Annotated in this window: 20 protein-coding genes; 6 read left to right on the top strand and 14 right to left on the bottom strand. The window is 52.0% G+C overall.

Annotation, left to right across the window (positions count from 1 at the left end):
- The first annotated feature begins 178 nt into the window (after nt 1–178).
- Nucleotides 179–364 carry a hypothetical protein gene (locus J2Z70_RS19715; RefSeq protein ID WP_036723496.1) on the top strand — a complete coding sequence of 62 codons (186 nt, stop codon included), beginning with the start codon at nt 179–181 and terminating at the stop codon, nt 362–364.
- 113 nt (nt 365–477) lie between these two features.
- Here the strand turns inward: J2Z70_RS19715 and J2Z70_RS19710 are convergent, their stop codons facing one another.
- Genes J2Z70_RS19710 through J2Z70_RS19700 form a run of 3 tightly spaced genes read right to left on the bottom strand, consistent with a single transcriptional unit; the run spans nt 478 to nt 2,204 of the window.
- Nucleotides 478–1,314 (bottom strand): alpha/beta hydrolase family protein, encoded by an 837-nt coding sequence (locus J2Z70_RS19710; protein WP_209876061.1) that lies wholly within the window; start codon nt 1,312–1,314, stop codon nt 478–480.
- Nucleotides 1,315–1,365: 51 nt separating this feature from the next.
- A complete protein-coding gene (locus J2Z70_RS19705) occupies nt 1,366–1,788 on the bottom strand; it encodes a MarR family winged helix-turn-helix transcriptional regulator (protein ID WP_036723521.1) in 423 nt (140 codons plus the stop codon).
- A gap of 59 nt (nt 1,789–1,847) precedes the next feature.
- Nucleotides 1,848–2,204 (bottom strand): winged helix-turn-helix transcriptional regulator, encoded by a 357-nt coding sequence (locus J2Z70_RS19700; protein ID WP_209876059.1) that lies wholly within the window; start codon nt 2,202–2,204, stop codon nt 1,848–1,850.
- Between the two features lie 220 nt (nt 2,205–2,424).
- Between J2Z70_RS19700 and J2Z70_RS19695 the strand changes: the two genes are divergently transcribed.
- Nucleotides 2,425–2,973 carry an NAD(P)H-dependent oxidoreductase gene (locus J2Z70_RS19695; protein ID WP_209876058.1) on the top strand — a complete coding sequence of 183 codons (549 nt, stop codon included), beginning with the start codon at nt 2,425–2,427 and terminating at the stop codon, nt 2,971–2,973.
- A 406-nt stretch (nt 2,974–3,379) separates the two neighbouring features.
- Here the strand turns inward: J2Z70_RS19695 and J2Z70_RS19690 are convergent, their stop codons facing one another.
- From J2Z70_RS19690 to J2Z70_RS19640, 11 genes are all read right to left on the bottom strand, one after another.
- Complete coding sequence (locus J2Z70_RS19690; RefSeq protein WP_209876056.1) at nt 3,380–5,104, bottom strand: protein O-GlcNAcase; 1,725 nt, start codon at nt 5,102–5,104, stop codon at nt 3,380–3,382.
- A gap of 64 nt (nt 5,105–5,168) precedes the next feature.
- Nucleotides 5,169–6,908 carry a family 10 glycosylhydrolase gene (locus J2Z70_RS19685; protein ID WP_209876054.1) on the bottom strand — a complete coding sequence of 580 codons (1,740 nt, stop codon included), beginning with the start codon at nt 6,906–6,908 and terminating at the stop codon, nt 5,169–5,171.
- A gap of 50 nt (nt 6,909–6,958) precedes the next feature.
- Nucleotides 6,959–8,605, bottom strand: coding sequence for an extracellular solute-binding protein (locus J2Z70_RS19680; protein WP_209876052.1), 1,647 nt, complete (start codon nt 8,603–8,605; stop codon nt 6,959–6,961).
- Between the two features lie 34 nt (nt 8,606–8,639).
- Entirely contained in the window at nt 8,640–9,530 is an 891-nt protein-coding gene (locus J2Z70_RS19675; RefSeq protein WP_036723509.1) for a carbohydrate ABC transporter permease, read from the bottom strand.
- A 43-nt stretch (nt 9,531–9,573) separates the two neighbouring features.
- Nucleotides 9,574–10,500 (bottom strand): ABC transporter permease, encoded by a 927-nt coding sequence (locus J2Z70_RS19670; protein WP_209876049.1) that lies wholly within the window; start codon nt 10,498–10,500, stop codon nt 9,574–9,576.
- Between the two features lie 24 nt (nt 10,501–10,524).
- Nucleotides 10,525–11,823 (bottom strand): 6-phospho-beta-glucosidase, encoded by a 1,299-nt coding sequence (locus J2Z70_RS19665; protein WP_209876047.1) that lies wholly within the window; start codon nt 11,821–11,823, stop codon nt 10,525–10,527.
- Nucleotides 11,808–12,797 (bottom strand): N-acetylglucosamine kinase, encoded by a 990-nt coding sequence (locus tag J2Z70_RS19660; protein WP_209876045.1) that lies wholly within the window; start codon nt 12,795–12,797, stop codon nt 11,808–11,810. Before J2Z70_RS19660 ends, J2Z70_RS19665 begins: the two co-directional genes overlap by 16 nt.
- A 20-nt stretch (nt 12,798–12,817) precedes the next feature.
- The gene (locus J2Z70_RS19655; RefSeq protein WP_036723514.1) at nt 12,818–13,807 is read right to left on the bottom strand and encodes a LacI family DNA-binding transcriptional regulator; all 990 of its coding nucleotides are present in this window, start codon (nt 13,805–13,807) and stop codon (nt 12,818–12,820) included.
- Between the two features lie 208 nt (nt 13,808–14,015).
- Nucleotides 14,016–14,243: a pepsin/retropepsin-like aspartic protease family protein gene (locus tag J2Z70_RS19650; RefSeq protein WP_209876043.1), complete on the bottom strand. Its 228-nt coding sequence runs from the start codon at nt 14,241–14,243 to the stop codon at nt 14,016–14,018.
- On the bottom strand, nt 14,240–14,488 hold the full coding sequence (locus J2Z70_RS19645; protein ID WP_036723516.1) for a hypothetical protein: 249 nt from the start codon (nt 14,486–14,488) through the stop codon (nt 14,240–14,242). The genes J2Z70_RS19650 and J2Z70_RS19645 overlap by 4 nt, the downstream gene beginning before the upstream one ends.
- A gap of 163 nt (nt 14,489–14,651) precedes the next feature.
- On the bottom strand, nt 14,652–14,876 hold the full coding sequence (locus J2Z70_RS19640) for a helix-turn-helix domain-containing protein (RefSeq protein ID WP_019908812.1): 225 nt from the start codon (nt 14,874–14,876) through the stop codon (nt 14,652–14,654).
- A gap of 481 nt (nt 14,877–15,357) precedes the next feature.
- Between J2Z70_RS19640 and J2Z70_RS19635 the strand changes: the two genes are divergently transcribed.
- The 4 genes from J2Z70_RS19635 to J2Z70_RS19620 all read left to right on the top strand — a co-directional run bounded on the left by J2Z70_RS19635 (nt 15,358) and on the right by J2Z70_RS19620 (nt 19,121).
- Nucleotides 15,358–16,335 (top strand): LacI family DNA-binding transcriptional regulator, encoded by a 978-nt coding sequence (locus J2Z70_RS19635; RefSeq protein WP_209876041.1) that lies wholly within the window; start codon nt 15,358–15,360, stop codon nt 16,333–16,335.
- Nucleotides 16,336–16,536: 201 nt separating this feature from the next.
- Entirely contained in the window at nt 16,537–17,451 is a 915-nt protein-coding gene (efeO, locus tag J2Z70_RS19630; RefSeq protein WP_209876039.1) for an iron uptake system protein EfeO, read from the top strand.
- Between the two features lie 4 nt (nt 17,452–17,455).
- Entirely contained in the window at nt 17,456–18,805 is a 1,350-nt protein-coding gene (gene efeB / locus J2Z70_RS19625; protein ID WP_209876037.1) for an iron uptake transporter deferrochelatase/peroxidase subunit, read from the top strand.
- Nucleotides 18,806–18,854: 49 nt separating this feature from the next.
- On the top strand, nt 18,855–19,121 hold the full coding sequence (locus J2Z70_RS19620) for a hypothetical protein (RefSeq protein WP_209876035.1): 267 nt from the start codon (nt 18,855–18,857) through the stop codon (nt 19,119–19,121).
- The last annotated feature ends 49 nt before the right edge of the window (nt 19,122–19,170 follow it).

Raw genomic sequence — 19,170 nt, 5'->3', positions numbered from 1 at the left:
CATTGTTCTCTTATACAAATACAAACCCAGTTATCACAACATTATTCCTTATTTATTTGTCTTTATCAGGCGGACATTTCATTGCTTTTTGGATTATGTATGCTATAATGAAAGCGTAACCAAAAGAGATGTCCCAGAGGTTCATTACCGTATTTCATCGCCAAGGAGGATGAATGCAATGCTGGCAGGAATTAAGGAACTGAAGAATTGGGTAACCGGGATGTGGCAGCCGGGGATGGCTTCCGGAGAAGAGGATTACCGGAGAATGGAATACAGCGCACACCGCCATCTGCACACACCGCCAACGCCAAGCCCGCTAACTTACGAGCAGGAATCGCGCATCAAGACTGTCAAATTTCACTAATTTACAGTTTGATGTATATATAGAACACCCTTCACCTATTAGGTTAAGGCCGCTAAGGAACGGGAGCATCCCGGTTCAGGCGGCCTTTTATTTGTTGCACTTGATTCATTACATTATCTTGCTAACCACCGCAGGATCGTCTGTGCCGCTTCCTGATAGCGCTGTCCTACGAGCAGGCCGGTATGGGTGGTGCCCCAAAGACCTGCGTAGGCTGCGCGGAAATACGCTGCATTGGCTCTGCCCCGGCGCTCATCCTCATCACTGTTAACCGCATGGATTACCAGACAAGGACAAGCAATGTTTCTGCTGTCTACGGATACCCCATCTGCCCCAAAGTGATAAGAGAAGGTTCTAAACGCCTTGGCGGACTCCATCGTCAGGTATTTTCGCTGAAACGCTATGTCTTCTGCCGTCTCATCCAGGCTGATCTCCTCTTCGCGGACCGGTGCGGGTACTACGTTACCCGGTACTGTCTTAACGATATCCGTATAAGGGACCTCCTCATGTACCTCTCTGCATATACTTGAATCCATCAGCACAAGCCCGGCCAGCCCGGCTGTCTCCGCCACCTTCTGGCTGAGGATCCCGCCCATACTGAACCCGATCAGGACAGGAGCAGCTCCGCATTCAGCCTGAATTAACTGCACTATCTCATGGATATCCTCCAGATAATCTTCAAAGGTAATCTGTGTCATATCCAGCACCCGGCTCCGGTAATGACTTCTCAGATTCATCACATAACAGGTCCAGCCTTCACGGATGAAATGGGGAAGGTACTTGCTCCACATCCAGCTTCCGGTATACGCACCATGCACAAACAGCAGGGGTACCCTATCTTCCTGTTTTTGGCCTTCCCGCGCCTCCTCTCCCTTATAAATCTCCAGGTAGAGATCATGCTCACCGACATATTTCTCTGTATGCGGCGGTAATTCATCAGTGTAGTCTATCATTATAATGTCCTCTCTATATTTAGTTTGATATCAAACTATCACACCAAATTTTTAGAAATTATGATTGATTTTTATTAAAATCGCCAGCAAAATTGTCTGCTCCTCTTCCGTGATATCGCGGTAGAACTGCTTCAGCATAGCAGAAGAGACCGATTCAAATACCGGCTCCAGTGCCTTCCCCTTCCCGGTTAGAGTAACGTATACGTACCGTGTGTCCTCCTGATCCCTCTCCTTCTTAACCAGTCCCAGCCGGACCAGCTTATCCACAAGTGCTGTAACCGTAGATTTGTCCTTATGAATATGTGCCGAGATCTCAGCCATGGTGAGTCTGTGCTTAGACAGCAGCGCATAAAGAATATCTCCGTGTGAGGTGGCAATGCCGTCTACTCCCTGCTTCGCCATCTCTTGAACGATGAAGCGGTTAACCTTCTCGCGGATCTTGGATATAAGTGAAATAGCATCTCTGGTTTCCATAAAGGAATTATAGTTTGATATCAAACTAATGTCAATAGATTAGTATATCAGTTCTGCTCCTATTCAGCGTCCTTATCAAGCAGCATGACTTCCTCACCCCGCTGCTGCCGGATCGCTATATTGGTTCTGCCCCAGGAGCACATCAGGTCAATGATTTCATTGGCTGTCACTCCATACTCGGTGATGTAATATTCCACTTTGGGCGGCATTTGGCTATAGACCACTCTGCCGATGATCCCGTCCCGTTCCAGCTCACGAAGCTGCTGAATCAGAACCTTTTGCGAGATGCCCGGAATACTGCGCTGCAGTTCACTCGTCCTCTTGGTCCCCGACATCAGTATACATATGATCAGCGACTTCCACTTCCCGCCGATAATCTCAAGCGTTGCCTCGATCCCTAAATGATATTGCTTCATCTCTGGCACCTCACCCGTCTTAAATTGAACCTACTCCTCTAAGCATGCCACAATATCCTGCAAGTGGAAACGGCTTTGCCGTCTTTCTTATATTATTAAGTCTAGTGCACACCTTGAGGTAACCTTGTTACTTTATTGTGTGTATTTACATTTTCAGGAACTTGCAAAATAATAAAAGCAGCTGCACAACACAAATTATACCCCGGAAAGGTGATCCCTAATGACAACCCTGATCATCCTGGCACACCCCAATATAGAGGCTTCAAGAGTGAACCGGAGATGGAGACAAGAGCTGCTGCTGCATCCGGAGGACGTTACGGTCCACGAGCTCTACAAGGAGTACCCGGACTGGAGCATCGATGTTCCGCGGGAGCAGCGTTTATTGGAGGCGCATGACCTGATTATTTTCCAATTCCCCTTATACTGGTATAGCTACCCCCCGCTGCTGAAAAAATGGCTGGACGATGTGTTCACTCACGGCTGGGCTTACGGCTCGAACGGGAACAAGCTGAAGGGTAAGAAGCTGGGCATAGCTATAACCATCGGCGATAAAAAGGAAAACTACCAGCCAACCGGGTCCGTTTCTTTTACTGTAGATGAGCTCATCGCCCCGTTCCACGCCAGTGCCATCCATGTTGGAGCAATCGCCTTGCCTTACTTCGCCGTGTTCGGCGCTTCCTTCCAGGCGAGTGACGATGAAATTAATCAGAGTGCCGTGGATTATCTGGAGTACGTTCATTCCAGTAATCCCCTGGGTGGCCCACAATAAATAGGACAGCTCCTCCAGACTTAGCGTGTCGGCCGAATAGAAGCGTGTACTTCTTCTCTGCTCTATACAGTCAAATATACTCTCTTTACTCACTACGTCCCTACTAACCTTTGGCAGATCAATAATTTGTGATTCCGCATGAAATGACTTCACAATCGGTGGCTGTGCAATGCCCTTAATCTTATCTGTTTTGATCTGCTTGAATTCATGAAATAATTTATCATTTGATAAAATTCAGACGGTGATCTAACTCACTCTTCCGTGATTTTGGCAAACAAAAAACCTCCCCTCACCCCGAAGGGGAAAGGAAGGCTTACACGTATTGTCATTGGAGTATGGCGGCAATATTTCCAGCATTACCTTTGATTTGTGTACGGTACTATGCATTAATCAGGATCAATAAGCGCTAGATTACCACCTCATCCTCCAAAATCAGCCGGTATCCCTTCTTGCCTTCCCGGACAGCAAGTCCCCAGGCCTCGGCTGCCATCCAGGCGGGATCACTCCCCAGCCGGACCTCAAAGGCCCGGCAGGCTTCGGCCCGCTTACGCAGTTCTTCATCGGCTCCGGGTTCAGTTCCCCCGGTTATTACCTTCCGCCGCAAGGCTCTCCACAGCTCTACATCCGCCAGGGCTCTTTGCAGCCAGGGTTCTGCTTCTGTCTGGAACTTGGAATTCTCCATTTCAAGCAACCGGTAGGAGACGCTCTCCAGTCGGTCGAAATACGCATCAAGCCAGCGGATATCTCTGCTGTGCACAGCCACTTTCAGTTCCTCATATCCACGGCTATAGAGCTGGCTATTGAGATTCTGGCGGCAGAAGAACATCATATCGTCTGCCAGCTCTCCGGCAAATTCGCGGACCGACAGCTCCCAGGACAGCTCAGGCATATAACGCTCACTGTTCCACATATAGTGGGCCATGGTGTTCAGTGTAATCTTGGAGCATTCCCACTGCACCATCGGATTCGCTACCACGGCCTGATGTCCGCTCTGGCCAAGCCGGGAATAACGCCCGCGGACCGGGTCCAGAAACAACCGGTCATAGTCGGCATCATTGACAGGTATGTTGTCCCACAGCCACAGCTCATGCCCGTAATGGCTGTAATTCTCCTGTGCCGGTCTGCTCCCGACCTGCCGGGCAAAGACGGCAGAGCCAGTCCAGAATACCTTGATCTCCGAATGCAGCTTCTCGCGGATATCCCGCTTATATTCGGTATCCCAGGAGGACCAGTACTCAGCGGGGCACATCACCAGCATAACCTTCTGCAATTGGCAGCTTAAATAGTCGTAGACACGGTTGGCCACATAAGCGTGTGCCAGTCCGGAGCGCTCAAGGTAATGAAGGTTCTCCCCTGACAAGGCGTAGTCGATGTCGTCCATCAGCAGGGCGAAATGCCGGACCCCGATGGCGATCATCGCTGCCAGCTTCGCTTCCAGACTGGCAAAATCCTCTTCACTGCGAAACTGCAGATCGTTCCCCGGACTAATGCAATAATAGAAGTCCACCAGCTGCGTATCACATTCCTGCTTCAGCTCACGAATCTGCTCGAACAGATTCTCAGGATAAGGCTCACGCCATAGCTCGCGGTGATAGGGATCATCCTTGGGAGCATGCATGAAGGTATTCATCCGGTGAGCCGCCAGATAACGCACAGCATCCATCCGGTCCTCGAAGCTCCACGGCGTGCCGTAGAAGCCTTCAATAATGCCGCGGACTGGAAAAGAAGGCTCATCGTGAATGGCCGCCACAGGCAACCGGCACTTGCCTTCACCTACGCTCAGCAGCCGGTGCAGAGCATCCATTCCATACCGTAGTCCTCTCTTATTGGAGGCAGCTATGGTAATTGTGCCGTCCTTACGGATGTCCAGCTGATAACCATCCGCCTTAAGCGATCTCTCATATTTAAGTTCCAGCTTGATATTGCCAGGTTCAGGTGTTTCCTCATTTTCTCCAGACGGCTCAAGGATCACAATCGGGCCTTCGGCGGCAAGCGGCCACTCCCACTTCTGGGTCATGGAGAACTTTGAAGTCAGCTCGATTCTCAACTGCTGCCCTTCCACCACCAACTCTTCACCCTGATCGTAATAGTCCCGAAAGTAATACTGCCCTTCCCTTAACGGCATCGTCATATGCATATCTCCTTCAGCCCTAATCTATAGCTCATATTGGTTCTCCCGGCTCTCAGGTTTAGGCTTAATCCGTAACCTTCACATTTCCAAACACAGCCTTGTTCCGCGAGTCATTCCCGGGGTTGCTGAGGGCCATCCCGATATACACCTTGCTTTTCATCGGGATCTGAATGGTTCCGACCGTCTGCCAGCTGCTCCCATTTGCCGAAATCGACCCTTTGAACGTATTGCCGGTTCTCGTCAGCTTCAGCCATTTCGGAGCTGAGGCAGTTGCCGTATGATCGGCCATAGTTCCCGCAGTTTCTGAACGATACTGGAAGGTGGCCCCATTCGATGGGGTAAGCATCATATCCGCGTGCTTGGAATTATGGCTCAGGGACTCCCGGATCATAATGCCGGCCTTGGCCCAGCCGTCCAGCCAGCTGGTGGACTGCACCTTAACCACAATCTCCGCATTGCCGCTCACGGGTTGGTAGATATAATTCAGCTGATCTCCATTGCCCCAAATATCCGTAGAGCTGCTGCTGAGTGTAAATTGCTTGTTGGAAGCATTGTAGGTGGCGTTCCCCGGCATGGAACCGATATTCCGCGCCTTCCATACTGCAGGCAGCTGGGCCGGATAATCTTGCTCTACCGGAGCCGTCCAGCCCGGCGTCGGCCAGGTCTCACGTTCATGGATATTCGCCAGCTCCTCTTCCGGCCAGGCCCCATAGGCAAAGAACGACAGGCGCTTCACATCCGGATAATTCTCGCGGATTCCCTTGTAGACCTCCTGATATTGATCATCGGTCCAGTCATTATCCAGGGTAGCTACGATGTCCACATCACTGCCGCTAATCGCGTCACTGGTATCCTTCAGGATACCGTAGGAGGTGCTGTATACCCAATCACTGTTGAATTCCCAGTCATCGAAGTACGCCATCGGTGCGACAAAGTCGATCTCATCCTTGAACTTGGCTACATTCTGTCCAACCTCGGTAAATTCCGGCGGCAGAATATATACACCGAGCTGTACATCCGGATTCGCGGATTCGGAAATATCCGCACGGATATCGCCTACATACTGTCCGATTTGTTCGGTTCGCCATTCATTCCACTGCTGGCGCTGCGGCGAATCCGTATCGAAGTCAATGCTGAGCGGCGAATACCCGAACTGCGCCTGATACTTGGCAACCGTATAATCACTGACGTCCATGTTGTAATTATCGAAGCGGATCCAATCCAGTACAACACCGTCAACATCATAATTCTCGATCACTTCCTGAATGATGGAACGCTCATACTGCTGCACCTCATGGTGAATCGGATTGACGAAATATTCGTTGCCGTTAGAGCCCGTAAACGGAGTCTGAACCCCGTTCACCAGCGACTGCATCTGCCATTCATCATGAGCGAGGAAGGCCTGCTGGTCATGGAACTGGGGAATCCAGGCATGAACCTTGATGCCTGCGGCATGAGCTGCCGTAATGACAGCCTGCAAAGCATCGAAATTCTGGTAGCCCTGGGCAACAGGAGCGATATCACTCTGATAAAATACACTGCCGGACGGAACCTCATCATCTTCATCCTGCTTCACATTCATGCTGATGACATCGACCCCGTAGCTTGTGGACAGCGCGATGAAATTCTGTACATCCGCCAAGTTCTTGAACTGGTTAACAGTCCGTACAATCACTTCCGTCTCAAATGGGGGATTGCTCTGCTCCTCGGCTTGTGCCGGAAGGGGAAGGGAACCCCCCGCTACCGAAGAAACCAACACAATGCCTAACACTGCCATGAACCTCGATCTCAATGCAAATGTCATAATCTCGCCTCCGCATCATAGTTTTATTTGGCCAGTTGCCCGTACAGCAGTTATTTCGTCAGGTTCATTTTCTTCACATTTTCCTGCCATTTTTCAGTTCTGAACTCAAGCAGCTTATCCAGTCCCGCTTTTGCGGTGTTCTTTCTGGCGGTATCCAGCGCCGACAGCACCTCTTCATCCGACTTCGCCTGAACCATCTGGGCGTAAGCAAGAGTGTAAATATCTGCGATATTCTGTGCGATAATGCCGGTCTCCGTATCCGGAAGCGGATCGGTATTTACGAATTGTGTAATGTCCAGCGCGGTTTTCCAGGTCACGGTGGACTGGGCCACGGTCTCCCAGGATTTCTGGTTCGCGGAGAGCAGCGCCTCGAGGCTCATTTTGGCCGTATCAATGAAGGTCGTATTCCCGGCCCAGTTGAAGTCCTCGAATTTCCGCATCGTATCCGTACGCTCGTTAGCAGGCGTTGTCTTGTATTTCTCGTTTGGAATCGGCGCTCCATCCGCATCCTCCTCATCCCAGTACAAGCCCTTGGGGCCGAAGAACAGCACCTTCTGTCCCTCCGGACCCGTAATCCAGTCAAAGTAAGCGAATATAGCCTCCGGGTCCTTGGCTTGTTTGGTAATGACGCTGACGTTCCAGCCCAGCGTCTCAAAGCCGCTAACAAAAACTTTGGTCTTGTCTACTCCTGCTTTGTGGACAGGCCAGATAATTTCATAACCGCTGTCCGGATGGCTTGCTGTCAATGCCCGGTGTCCCTCGGCTCCATACGTAGTGATATTGGATTCGACCATGACTGCTACCCGGCCGGTATTGACCTTTTCCTTGACCGCATCCTGGGTTTGCTGCAGCGCATCCTGTGTAATTAGCCGTTCACGGTACAGCTTATTGATGTACAGCACCATCTCCTCGTAAGCGGGATCATCCAGGATCGATGACAGCTTGTCGCCATCCGGATATCCCATAAGTGAAATGAACTTGCTGGTGGAGTTTTCCTTGAAGCCGCCATACATGATCTCCAGACCTGCCCCCTTCTCCCCAACCTCCAGAGGGACTACATCCGGATACTTGTCTTGCACCAGGAGCAAATATTGATACAAGTCATCAAAGGTCTCCAGCGCCGGCCGGCCGAGTGCGTTATAGATATCCTTATTCACCATCCATCCGCCGTTGCCGAATTGCCCGGAGGTATACCAGTTCGGGATTTGATAGATTTTCCCGTCGTCGGAACGGAGCAGATTCAGGGTCGATTCCTTCACATATTTCTTGAAGTTCGGATATTTCTCATAGTAATCATCCAGTGCAACGAGCTGCCCCGCCTGCACCAGCCTCTCCACTGAGGACCCCCGGTCCGTAAAAATGACATCCGGCAAATCGCCGCCGACGATCATCGTGTTCAGCTTTTCTCCGGCTGCTCCTCCGGATTGGACCGGTTCAACCGTAACCTTGCGGTTCTCCTGAATCCACTTCGTCGCCTCATTCTCCCCCCATGGTGATGTCGTGAGCCAGTCGTAGTTGCCATAGAAGCTGAAAGTGACAGGCTTGATCCCGCTGCCGTCATCTGTAGCGGCCCCGGTATTCAGATTGTTCCCGCTTGTGTTCTGTAAAGTGTCAGAATTCCCCCCTCCGCTACAGGCAGCGAGCAGCAGCACCAGCGAAGTCAGCAACAGAGCTACCCATGTCAGGCGTTTGCGCATTCTTTTTCCTTCTTTCTACGTAAGATGGGGATTGCTATTCTTTCAATGAACCGACCATCACGCCCTTCACAAAGTACTTCTGGAGAAAAGGGTAGGTCAGGATAATCGGAATAGTAGCGATCATCATCGTAGCCATAGTCAGTGACTTCGTGGTAATCGTCCGATTCCGGTTCATATGATCCAGCGCGATCGCATTCGAGGAGCCAATCTGGGTCATGATGTTGGAGTTCATCACCTGCCGCAGCAGCGTCTGTATAGGCAGCAGGCGATCCTCGGTAATGTAGATCGCTCCCGTAAACCAGTCATTCCAGTAACCGACTGCAGTGAATAAGGCTATCGTGGCCAGCACCGGGCCGGAGACGGGAATCACGATCCGGAAGAAAATGCCGTAGTTGCTGCTGCCGTCGATTTTGGCGGATTCCTCCAGTCCCTCCGGCAAAGCGCTGAAGAAGGTACGGATGACAATCATGTTCCAGACGCTGATGATGCCGGGGATAATCAGCACCCAAAAGGTATCCAGCATCCCCAAAGAACGGATGAGTAAATAACTGGGGATAAGCCCTCCGCTGAAGAACATCGTAATCATGAAGAACACCATGTATTGCTTGCGGAAAAGTAAGGTCTTCTTGGACATGCCGTAAGCTAGCAAGGCCGTAAAGAAGACGGATAATGCTGTGCCGCAGAGCGTTCTGAGAATGGTGATCAGAAACGAATTCAGCAGGCGGTCATCCTGAAACACAATATAATAATTTTCCAGGGTAAAGGCTCTCGGCCACAGGGTTACACCGCCGAGCGCCGTATCGCTCCCCAGATTAAAGGAAATGACGAGCGCGTTCCAAAACGGGTACAGCATGAGTAGCGCCAGCAATGCCAAAAGGATATAAATACTCCGCTGCATCATTTTGTCGCCCAGGCTTAGTCTCATTGTTCGGCCCTCCTAAAAGGTTTATGGAGCATTGTTGTGGTATCTACCAGAGACTTACATCTGCCCGGCGGGCGATTTTGTTGGCTGTCACCAGCAGAAGGACACTGATTACCGCTTTGAACAGTCCTACCGCTGTCGCATAAGAGAATCTGGCATTTAATATCCCGACGCGGTACACATAGGTGTCGATCACATCGGAGTAGGGCCTGAGGATTGGATTGGTTGCAAGCAGCAGAATATCCTCGAAGCCTGCACTGAGCAGACCGCCGATGGCAAGAATCATAAAGATGACGATAATCGGGGTAATGCTGGGGAGTGTAATCAGGTGAATTTGCTTAAAGCGGCTTGCTCCGTCTATAGATGCAGCCTCATACAGGGTCGGATCAATGCCGGCAATCGCCGCCAGATAGACAATACTTCCGAATCCGACCTCCTTCCAGACATTTACACTTACCAGAATAGACCAGAAGTATTTCGGTACGGCAAGGAAGTTAACCGGCTCCTGGACCAGATTGAACCGTTCCAGCAGATAGTTCACCGTTCCGTTATCAACGGACAACAGCGAAAATACGAAACCGGATACAATAACCCAGGACAGGAAATAAGGTAGGTAGCTGACGGTCTGGATCACACGTTTGAAGCCCATATGCCCGACTTCATTCAGCATCAGGGCAAGCAGTATCGGGGCAGGAAAAGAGATAATCAATTTTAACAGGCTAATCACAAGGGTGTTGCGCATCACATTCCAGAACTCCGGCGCCTCGAAGAACATTCTGAATTGCATCCATCCCACCCAGGGGCTATTCATCATACCGCCGAAAATATCGTATTGCTGGAACGCCATAACCACGCCATACATCGGAATGTAACTGAAAATGAATACAAAGATAATTCCCGGCCAAACCATAGACTGCAAATCCAATTGACTGTTAAACTTCTTCCACCTGCTCGGTTTCCCGGCCGTATTCATCCGCTTGACCTCCTCTGGACGATTCTATTGAAATAACGGCAAAAACGGTTTGTTCTTCTCCAGCATTTCATCCAGCAGTTGTTCCGCTACGGTAACCGAAGGCATGAGCGGATGATGAACCATCGCCTGCAGGGCCACATCCCGGTCTCCGTGTACAGCCGCCTCAATGGTAAGGCTCTCGTATTGCTTGACGGCAGCCAGCAGACCTCTGACGGATTGGGGAACCCTGCGCAGCGGAATCGGCAGCGGACCCTGCTTGGTGACTATACAATTCACCTCAATCGAAGCATCGTCCGGCAGGAAATCAATGATTCCGTTATTCCTTACATTCAGCGTCTGGATATCGCGCGAATCATTATGAATGGAACGCATCAGCAGCACTGCCGCCTCCGAGTAATAGGCTCCGCCGCGCTGTTCCAGCTGCCCCGGCTTCTCCTTCAGCTCAACGTTCCGGTACAGCTCAAACAGCTCCTCCTCCACCTTCTTCACGACTTCAGCGCGTGATCCGGCCGTTGCTGCGGCTTCCTTCTGTTCCGCCAGCATCGCATCAGTCATATAGTAATAGCTCAAGTAATAGGAAGGGATAGCTTTCAGACTGTTCAGAAACCGGTGGTCCCAGGAATCAAACGGCACATTGCTTGCCTTATAGCTCTCGGGGTAATCAATAAGCTCCTGCAGCTTGCTCTTCCCGTCAATCACGACATCGGATACCCAGTGCAGATGGTTGATGCCGACAAACTCCGCATAGATCTTCTCTATGGGAAGTCCGAAGAACCCGGAGAGCCACTTTTGAAACCCGATTGGCGAGTTGCATAGGCCTACGCTTCTAACCGATGAATATTTGTGAACTGCTTCAGTCACCATCCCGGCCGGATTCGTAAAATTCAGCAGCCAGGCATCCGGTGCCAGCTCCTCGATATCCCTGCAAATATCCAGAATGACCGGGATGGTCCGCAGGCCCTTCATCATGCCTCCGGGACCCGTCGTCTCCTGACCGATGACACCGTATCGAAGCGGAATCAATTCGTCCCACTTGCGTGCTTCCAGCATCCCTACCCGGATTTGCGTGCAGACGAAGTCCGCTCCGGCAATGGCCTCCCGGCGATCAAGCGTCTCTGCAACGGTAATCGGCAGTCCGGATTCAGCAATCATGCGCTTGCTCAGTTCCGTAATCGTATGTAACTTCTCTCTTCCTTCTTCAATATCCACCAGCCATATTTCGCGGACAGGAAGCTCCTGGTGGTGCAGGATGACCCCCTCAATTAATTCAGGCGTATACGACGACCCCGCTCCGATAACAACCAGCTTCAAGGTTTCCCCCATGATAATTGCTCCTCCTTACCCTGTGATAGATGATCAAGAACCTCCTCATTCACATGCAACCCGCTACTTTCCATTGCCAGAACGACCGACCCTACAACCGGCTCCCGGGTTAAAATCCTTAATGTGCCGTTCGGCGCCGCCTGCTTCACTCTTCGTTCAATGGCCTGGCGGATGATACCCGGGCGGTCTCCCTTGGTCAGCAGGCTGCCTGCAAGCACGATGTCGAAGGATTCCTCCTCCATGGCCAACCGGCGGACAGCCGAGGCAGCCGCCAGACCCAGCTCATCCCCTTGCTTGACCAGCAGCCCGGTAGCCACCGGATCCCCTTCCTCTGCCGCCTGAAACAGCAGCTCCGCAATTTGGGGAGGCAGGTCTCTGAAATGATCGAGGTAATCCTCTCTTAGCTGCGGGACACTGGAATAGCCCAGCAACTGAGTTAAGCGTTCGCTTAGGACCGTCTTCTGTTCTCTTCCGTCATCCGCCCTGAGGACGCTGCGGAAGACCTCCATACTTAAGTCATAGCCGCCGCCGAAATCCCCGAACCGGTAGCCGAATCCGCCGCATTGATAGGTAGCACCCGCCGGATTCTTACCGCTGCAGTTCACGCCGGATCCGCAAATCAGCACGATCCCGTAATTCTTCTCTGTACCTGAACGCAAGGCATTCCAGGTATCGCAGGAAATCTCTGTCCGGGGAAGGCCGAGTCGGCTGATGATCGGCCGTAAAATTCTAAAATCAGCCTCTCTGTCCGCTCCCGCCAGACCGAACCAGGAGTAATCCACCTGATCCTTGGTCAGCCCTGAGTCCAACATTGCTCCCGATACGGCCTGCTGCAAGCTATTCTCCGCCTGCTCACGGTTCAGCTGATGATTCCCGTTCCCGCCCTTGCCTGCACCGAGAAGCTTCCCCTGTTCATCTGCAATCATTGCGTAGGTCTTACTGCCCCCTGCATCCACTCCCAAAAAATACTTCACAGATCATTCACTCCTAAATTTCAAGTTAATCGAACAGAAGCGGTAGATTCACGGATGAGAAGCTGAGGAGCAAGCTTCGTTACCGCAGGGGGCATCACCTCCCCATTGATCAGCTTCAGCAGTAAGTCAACGCCGATATTGCCCATCTGCGCCTCTGGCTGTCTGACCGTTGTGAGCCGCGGGTAGAATTCACCGACGAACTGCTGATCATCAAAGCCGACCACGGAGATATCCTGAGGCACCAGAATCCCCTCCTCACGCAGGGCTTGAACAACCCCGAGGGCAATAAAGTCGTCTCCCGAAAAAATGGCTGTCGGCAGCTTATCCTCGCGGACCCATCTCTTCGCCACCTCATAACCGCTGCTTACCGTAAAGCCGCAATATTCCGTGCCAAAGGGCGTTAGTCCCGCTTCATCCAGCGCCTGGACATAACCCCGTTTGCGCTCCGTTACACTCAGGAACTCCGAAGGGCCGCCGATATAGGCGATCTGGGTGTGTCCAAGACTAATCAGGTGTCTTGTTGCTTCATACCCGCCCTGATAGTTATCGACGACGACACTCGGAACATCCTCATGCTCGAACTGGTTATCCAGCAGGACAACCGGGATGTTCTTTCGCTTCAGCTCCTCCACATATTCCTTCTCCTCCAGCGGAGACAGCAGGATAATCCCGTCCACGCGGTCCTTCTGGAACAGGAAGTTCACCCCATCATCATCGTTCTCGGCTATGGACAGGGCCAGAAAGTACCCCTGCTCTGCCAGCTTCCGGTTCACCACGCGGATCACACGGTCATAGAAAGAGTCATTAAAGTTGGTAATCGACATCCCGATGACTCCGGTCTTGCCGCGCACAAGGCTCCGTGCTGCTGAATTAGGCTGATAATTTAATTCCTCTATCGCTCTCAGCACTTTCTGGCGGTTGCCTTCACGTACAGAGGGGGAATTGTTAAGTACTCTGGATACGGTCACTACAGAGAGCCCTGACTTCTTGGCTACATCATGAATATTCATCTAAGTATCTATGCCTCCACACTTAAAAGTTTAAACGATTTAACTTTCAAAGAAATAAAAAAGATTTACTCAGCACGCCATAACTTACAGCCTGACTGAAAAATCGGACATTGTGCGTCAGCTTTGCATTTATTAAAAGTATCAAAACCTTCCCTAAAGTTTAAAGGTTTATACTTTACACAGATTTTACAACCAATTCCCTTATCCGTCAATCCATAAAATGCAGCCGGACTTGACTTAATATTTCGGGAGGTTGGATCGCCGGGACGGGGTCTCCGTTTTCATACGTACCACCTATCTCTTCGAGTACATCAGGACTGAACACAGTATGCGATGAACCCGTATCAATAATGATATCTTTCATTTGCAGCGTTCTCCCTTGATAGCATACGGAAATATCTGTTGTCAGAAGTTGTCCATCATAAGCTATCTTCATGATCGCCGCCTCACTCTCATCAATGGGTCTCTGCGCAGATGAATAACGCACTCCTCATTGGCAGTGTGATAGACAAGATTTCCAGGTTCGGCGCTGAAAAATTCCTGGTTGGCGTTCTTCTCAGATACTGCACGAACAGGAGCTACTTCCGTTATAATTTTCTTATCATCTTCCTCACGATAGTCAAGAATGGAAAGCAAAACAAATTGGTCAGGAAACAATTCTCTTACTTGCTGCCATTTCATTCTTTCACACCTCCCGGGTAGGCATCGATAAAAAGTGGTTCTAATGAATTCATTTTATCATAGTTTGAAATCGAATTGAGAGTTGACACACAACAACAAAAAACCTCCCCTCATCCCGAAGGATAAGAGAAGGCTTAAACGCATCACCTCTGAAGCATGGCAGCTATATTTTCAGCTCCCCAAGCTTGATCAGCTCGACAACCGCTTGCGAACGGCCTTTTACGTTTAATTTTTGCATTACGTTTGAGATGTGGTTGCGGACGGTTTTTTCGCTGATGAATAACAGTCCGGCAATATCCCGTGTAGTTTTGTCCTGCACAAGAAGCTCGAATACTTCGCGTTCACGATGCGTCAGCAAAAATTTGCTATGATGTTCGTTGCCTTTCAATGGTGTCACCCCTCCTTGCCCTGGGTTTGTTTGGTATAACAAGGTAAAGGGATACAGTCAAACCATACTATGTGGGGGGGCGATTAATGGTGCTGTCACAGCATTAATTTGGGCGGGGGCAGACGCGGAGTATGGACAAACCCGGTACTTCTGATCCGAAATGCACACAAAAAACGGCTGCTGCTCCTTAGTCATTAAGGCGGCATCCGTCGGGCAATGTCTATAGAAACCACGCTGCTAAAGGGTTGCTCAGGAAAAAAAAATATTGCTGAACATCCTTCCTGCCCGCAGCGTGAAACCAGCTAACGTTACCGGTCCGTCACGCCCTTGCGGTCACGCCGGTTTCTCCGGTAAGGCTTGTTGCACCCCCAGTGTAAAGTATGAAATGGATTCCATAGCAAGCTTTTTATCGGCCGAAAAGCTGTTCATTTCTATGTTAGAATAATGACATACCAGTCTCACACAGGAGGCGCAGACGAACGTGGCTAATATTAAAGAAATCGCCCGGATGGCCGGAGTGTCTGTAACGACCGTCTCACGGGTGCTCAATAATCATCCGTATGTCAGCAAGGACAAAAGAGCCGCTGTATTGCAAACGATTGAGCAGCTCAACTATACCCGCAATATGAACGCCGTTCATCTGATTACCGGACGTACCGGTGCGGTGGCGGTGATTCTGCCGTATATTCATGCTTTTTATTTTTCGATTATTATGAATGGCCTTGCCCACGAGGCGCTGCTCTCGCAATACCGGCTGATTCTGTGCCAGAGCAATTACCTGGAGGAAGAAGAAATCAAAGTGCTGGAGATGCTGCGCCATAAAGAGATTGACGGTGTTGTTATTGTATCTACTGCGCTGAAACCGGACATCATCGAGGAGTACACGGCCTACGGTCCGGTCGTCACCTGCCAGGACAGCGGAGAGCGGCGCTATTCTTCTGTCTATATTGAGCATTATGCGGCTTTTCGGGAGGGGCTGGAGTACTTGACCGGCAAAGGGTACCGCTCCATCGGTTATTGCGAAGGAAGGAGTAACGGCAGCAGTGCCGTGATCCGGCAGGCTGCTTACCGCGAATTCATTGCTGAGCATAAGCTGGCTTTTGAAGAGGAATGGATGATCTATGACTGTACAACGGAGGAAGACGGCGCAGCCGCTGCACAGTCCCTGCTGAAGATGCCACAGCGGCCGGAAGCCATGATTATTACGGGAGACCATGTCGCCGCCGGGCTGATTATTGAAGCGCGCAGAGCCGGCCTCAGCATCCCTGGGGACCTCGCAGTTATGGGCTTCGATAACCAGCCGATTGGACGGCTGCTTCAGATTACCACCATGGACAACCACCTGTATGAGATGGGGGCCGCCGCCTTCCGCATTATCCATGAGCAGATTCACTCGGAGCGCCCCGAGCCGGTCTACCGCAAGCTGGACTACCGGATTATTGAGCGGTCCACGGTGTAGAATCCGATCAGCCGGAAATTTATATATACGAACTGCGTCTTCCGTCTGCCGGGAGGCGTATTTTTGCATTTTATTTGTGCGGATCATTATGAATATGATAATTATCACATTTTTATTGACAGCCAATAGGGGGAGATTTATGATAAGTCCATCATTGATAACGATTATCATTTTCATAAATGAAAAGGGGTATCCATACAGATGAAAATAGGCTATGCAGTACCCGCAGGTTTGCTTGCGGCTTCCCTCCTGTTTGCCGGCTGTGCGGGCAAGGACAACAGTAATAACGATGGCAACAACGGCAACAGTGGTAACAACTCCGGGAATAATGCTGCAGCCCAGGCAGGCAGCGGGACAGAAAGTGTAGCGAAGGCCGGAGGTGAGACGAATGCAGATTTCACCACTGCCATCGACGAATACCGCAAATACGTCATTGAACAATGCGATGCGTTCGTTAAGCAGACCGAGGGCTTCACGGATGCTGTCAAGGCGGGCAAGCTGGATGAAGCCAAGACGCTGTATGCTCCGGCACGCATGCATTATGAGCGGATCGAGCCGATCGCTGAAGCGCTTGGGGATCTGGACCCGAACATTGATGCCCGTGAGAATGATGTAGATGCTGCGGACTGGCGCGGCTTCCATAAGATTGAACAGGCTCTCTGGCAGAACAATACAACGGAGGGCATGACGGATGTCGCGGACCGCCTGCTGAAGGATGCGCAGCTGCTGCGCGCCAAGGTGGAGACGGCCGGAATCGATGCCAATCTGCTCGTTACTGGGGCTGTTGAGCTGCTGAATGAGGTCTCCTCCTCCAAAGTAACGGGGGAAGAGGAGCGTTATTCCCATACGGATTTGTATGATTTTGTGGCGAATGTGGAGGGGGCCCAGAAGATCTATGAGCTGCTGAAGCCGGAGCTGGCCAAAAAAGACCCGGCCCTTGAGCAAACCATCGGCGAGCGGTTCACCGCCTTAACGAATGAGCTGGCGCCGTTCAAATCGGGGGAGGGTTACGTCTCTTACGAAACGCTCAAACCGGAGGAGGTCCGCAGGTTAAGCCAGAACCTCGACGCCTTGGCTGAGCCGCTATCCAACATGGGAACGATTCTGGGAGTGTGACGATATGAACAAGAAAGATAAGAATTCCCGGAATAAGGCTGACGCGGATCACGGGATTCCTGTGCCGGAGACCAAACTGTTCAACACCAAATTCAGCCGCCGCGATATGCTGCGGCTGACCGGTGCCTCGGGTCTGGGGCTGCTGCTCGGCGGAGGCGGTGTGGGCGGTATTATGGCGGCACGCCAGGCAGCGGGAAGGGCAGTCCCGGCCGCTGCAGCCTCCGGGCAGAATGAAGAGCAGGCGGATACGATCCCCTTCTACGGCAAGCATCAGGCGGGGATTCTTACCCCTGCGCAGAATTTTCTGTGCTTCGCTTCATTTGATGTGACGACTACCAAGGTCAGTGATCTGAAAAAACTGCTGGAGGACTGGACTGCCGCCGCTGCTGCCCTGACCTCGGGTACGATGATCGGCACGGCGAACGACAAGCCCAATCTCCCGCCTACTGACACCGGCGAGGCGGACGGCCTCACCCCTTCGGGGTGCACGCTTACCTTCGGGGCAGGTCCGGCCCTGTTCGACAGCCGCTTCGGCCTCTCCGGCAAACGGCCCGCCTCCTTCACCGAGCTCCCGGCATTCCCAGGAGACAGCCTGGAGCCGCAGTGGTGCGGCGGCGATCTCTGTGTGCAGGCCTGCGCGGACGATATGCAGGTGGCGTTCCATGCCATCCGCAATCTCGCCCGTATCGCCAGGGGTACGGCGGTGCTGCGCTGGACCCAGGAAGGCTTCCAGCGCAGCGGCAGCGCCGATCCGTCAGGCGGCACCCCGCGTAATCTGCTTGGCTTCAAGGACGGCACGGGGAATCCGGACGTCACCGATGAGACGCAGATGCGAAATATCGTCTGGAGCGGCAGCGCCGATGGCCCGGCCTGGATGAACGGGGGCACCTATCTTGCGGTGCGCCGCGTACGGTTCCGTATTGAGGTCTGGGACCGCTCCTCGCTGAGCGATCAGGAAGCCACCTTCGGGCGGCACCGGCAGAGCGGTGCACCGATTGGAGCCGGAGATGAATTCGCCGAGCTGAATCTGGCAGCAGCCGATGCCAGCGGCAAGCCCGTCATTCCGCCGGATTCCCATTCCGCCCTCGCTCATGGGGACGGCTCGGTCAAGATTCTGCGCCGCTCCTACTCCTATTCCAGCGGCATGGATCTCAAGACCGGACAGCTTGATGCCGGTCTGGTGTTCATCAGCTTCCAAAAGGATCTGATGAAGCAGTTCGTCAGCATCCAGCAGCGCCTTGCGAAGAATGACCGGCTGAATGAATACATGGTTCACACCGGCAGCGCCGTCTTCGCCTGCTTCCCGGGTGTACGGGAAGGCGGATATATCGGGGAGCTGCTGCTCGAGGGATGAAATGCCTAGGCTGTGACCGGTGACGCTGAGGAAGCAGGAGCTATGGGGATTGCGAGGCCGAAAGCGCAACGGCGATTCGGGGACCGGAGCTGCGGCGATTCGGGGACCGGAGCTGCGGCGATTCGGGGACCGGAGCTGCGGCGATTCGGGGACCGGAGAGGACGGACAGGTAGCTGATCGTTATGGACTGAGAGGCCTTTATTTTCTCTTTTCGAGCATATTCAGCTACTCCAACGGACTGCACGGCGCTTATTTCCGCTACAGCGGGCGTTTTCCTCCCAATTATTTGTACATAAGCTCCACTGAGTCCGTTTAACTTGCAGAAACGTTAATATTACTAAAATAAGCGCAGCTGAGTCCGTTGC

Origin of the sequence: Paenibacillus silagei (assembly GCF_017874735.1) — a bacterium.
Lineage (GTDB): Bacteria > Bacillota > Bacilli > Paenibacillales > Paenibacillaceae > Paenibacillus_AQ > Paenibacillus_AQ silagei.
Note: the sequence above shows the minus strand (reverse complement) of the source record. Positions and strands in the feature narration are given on the sequence as shown.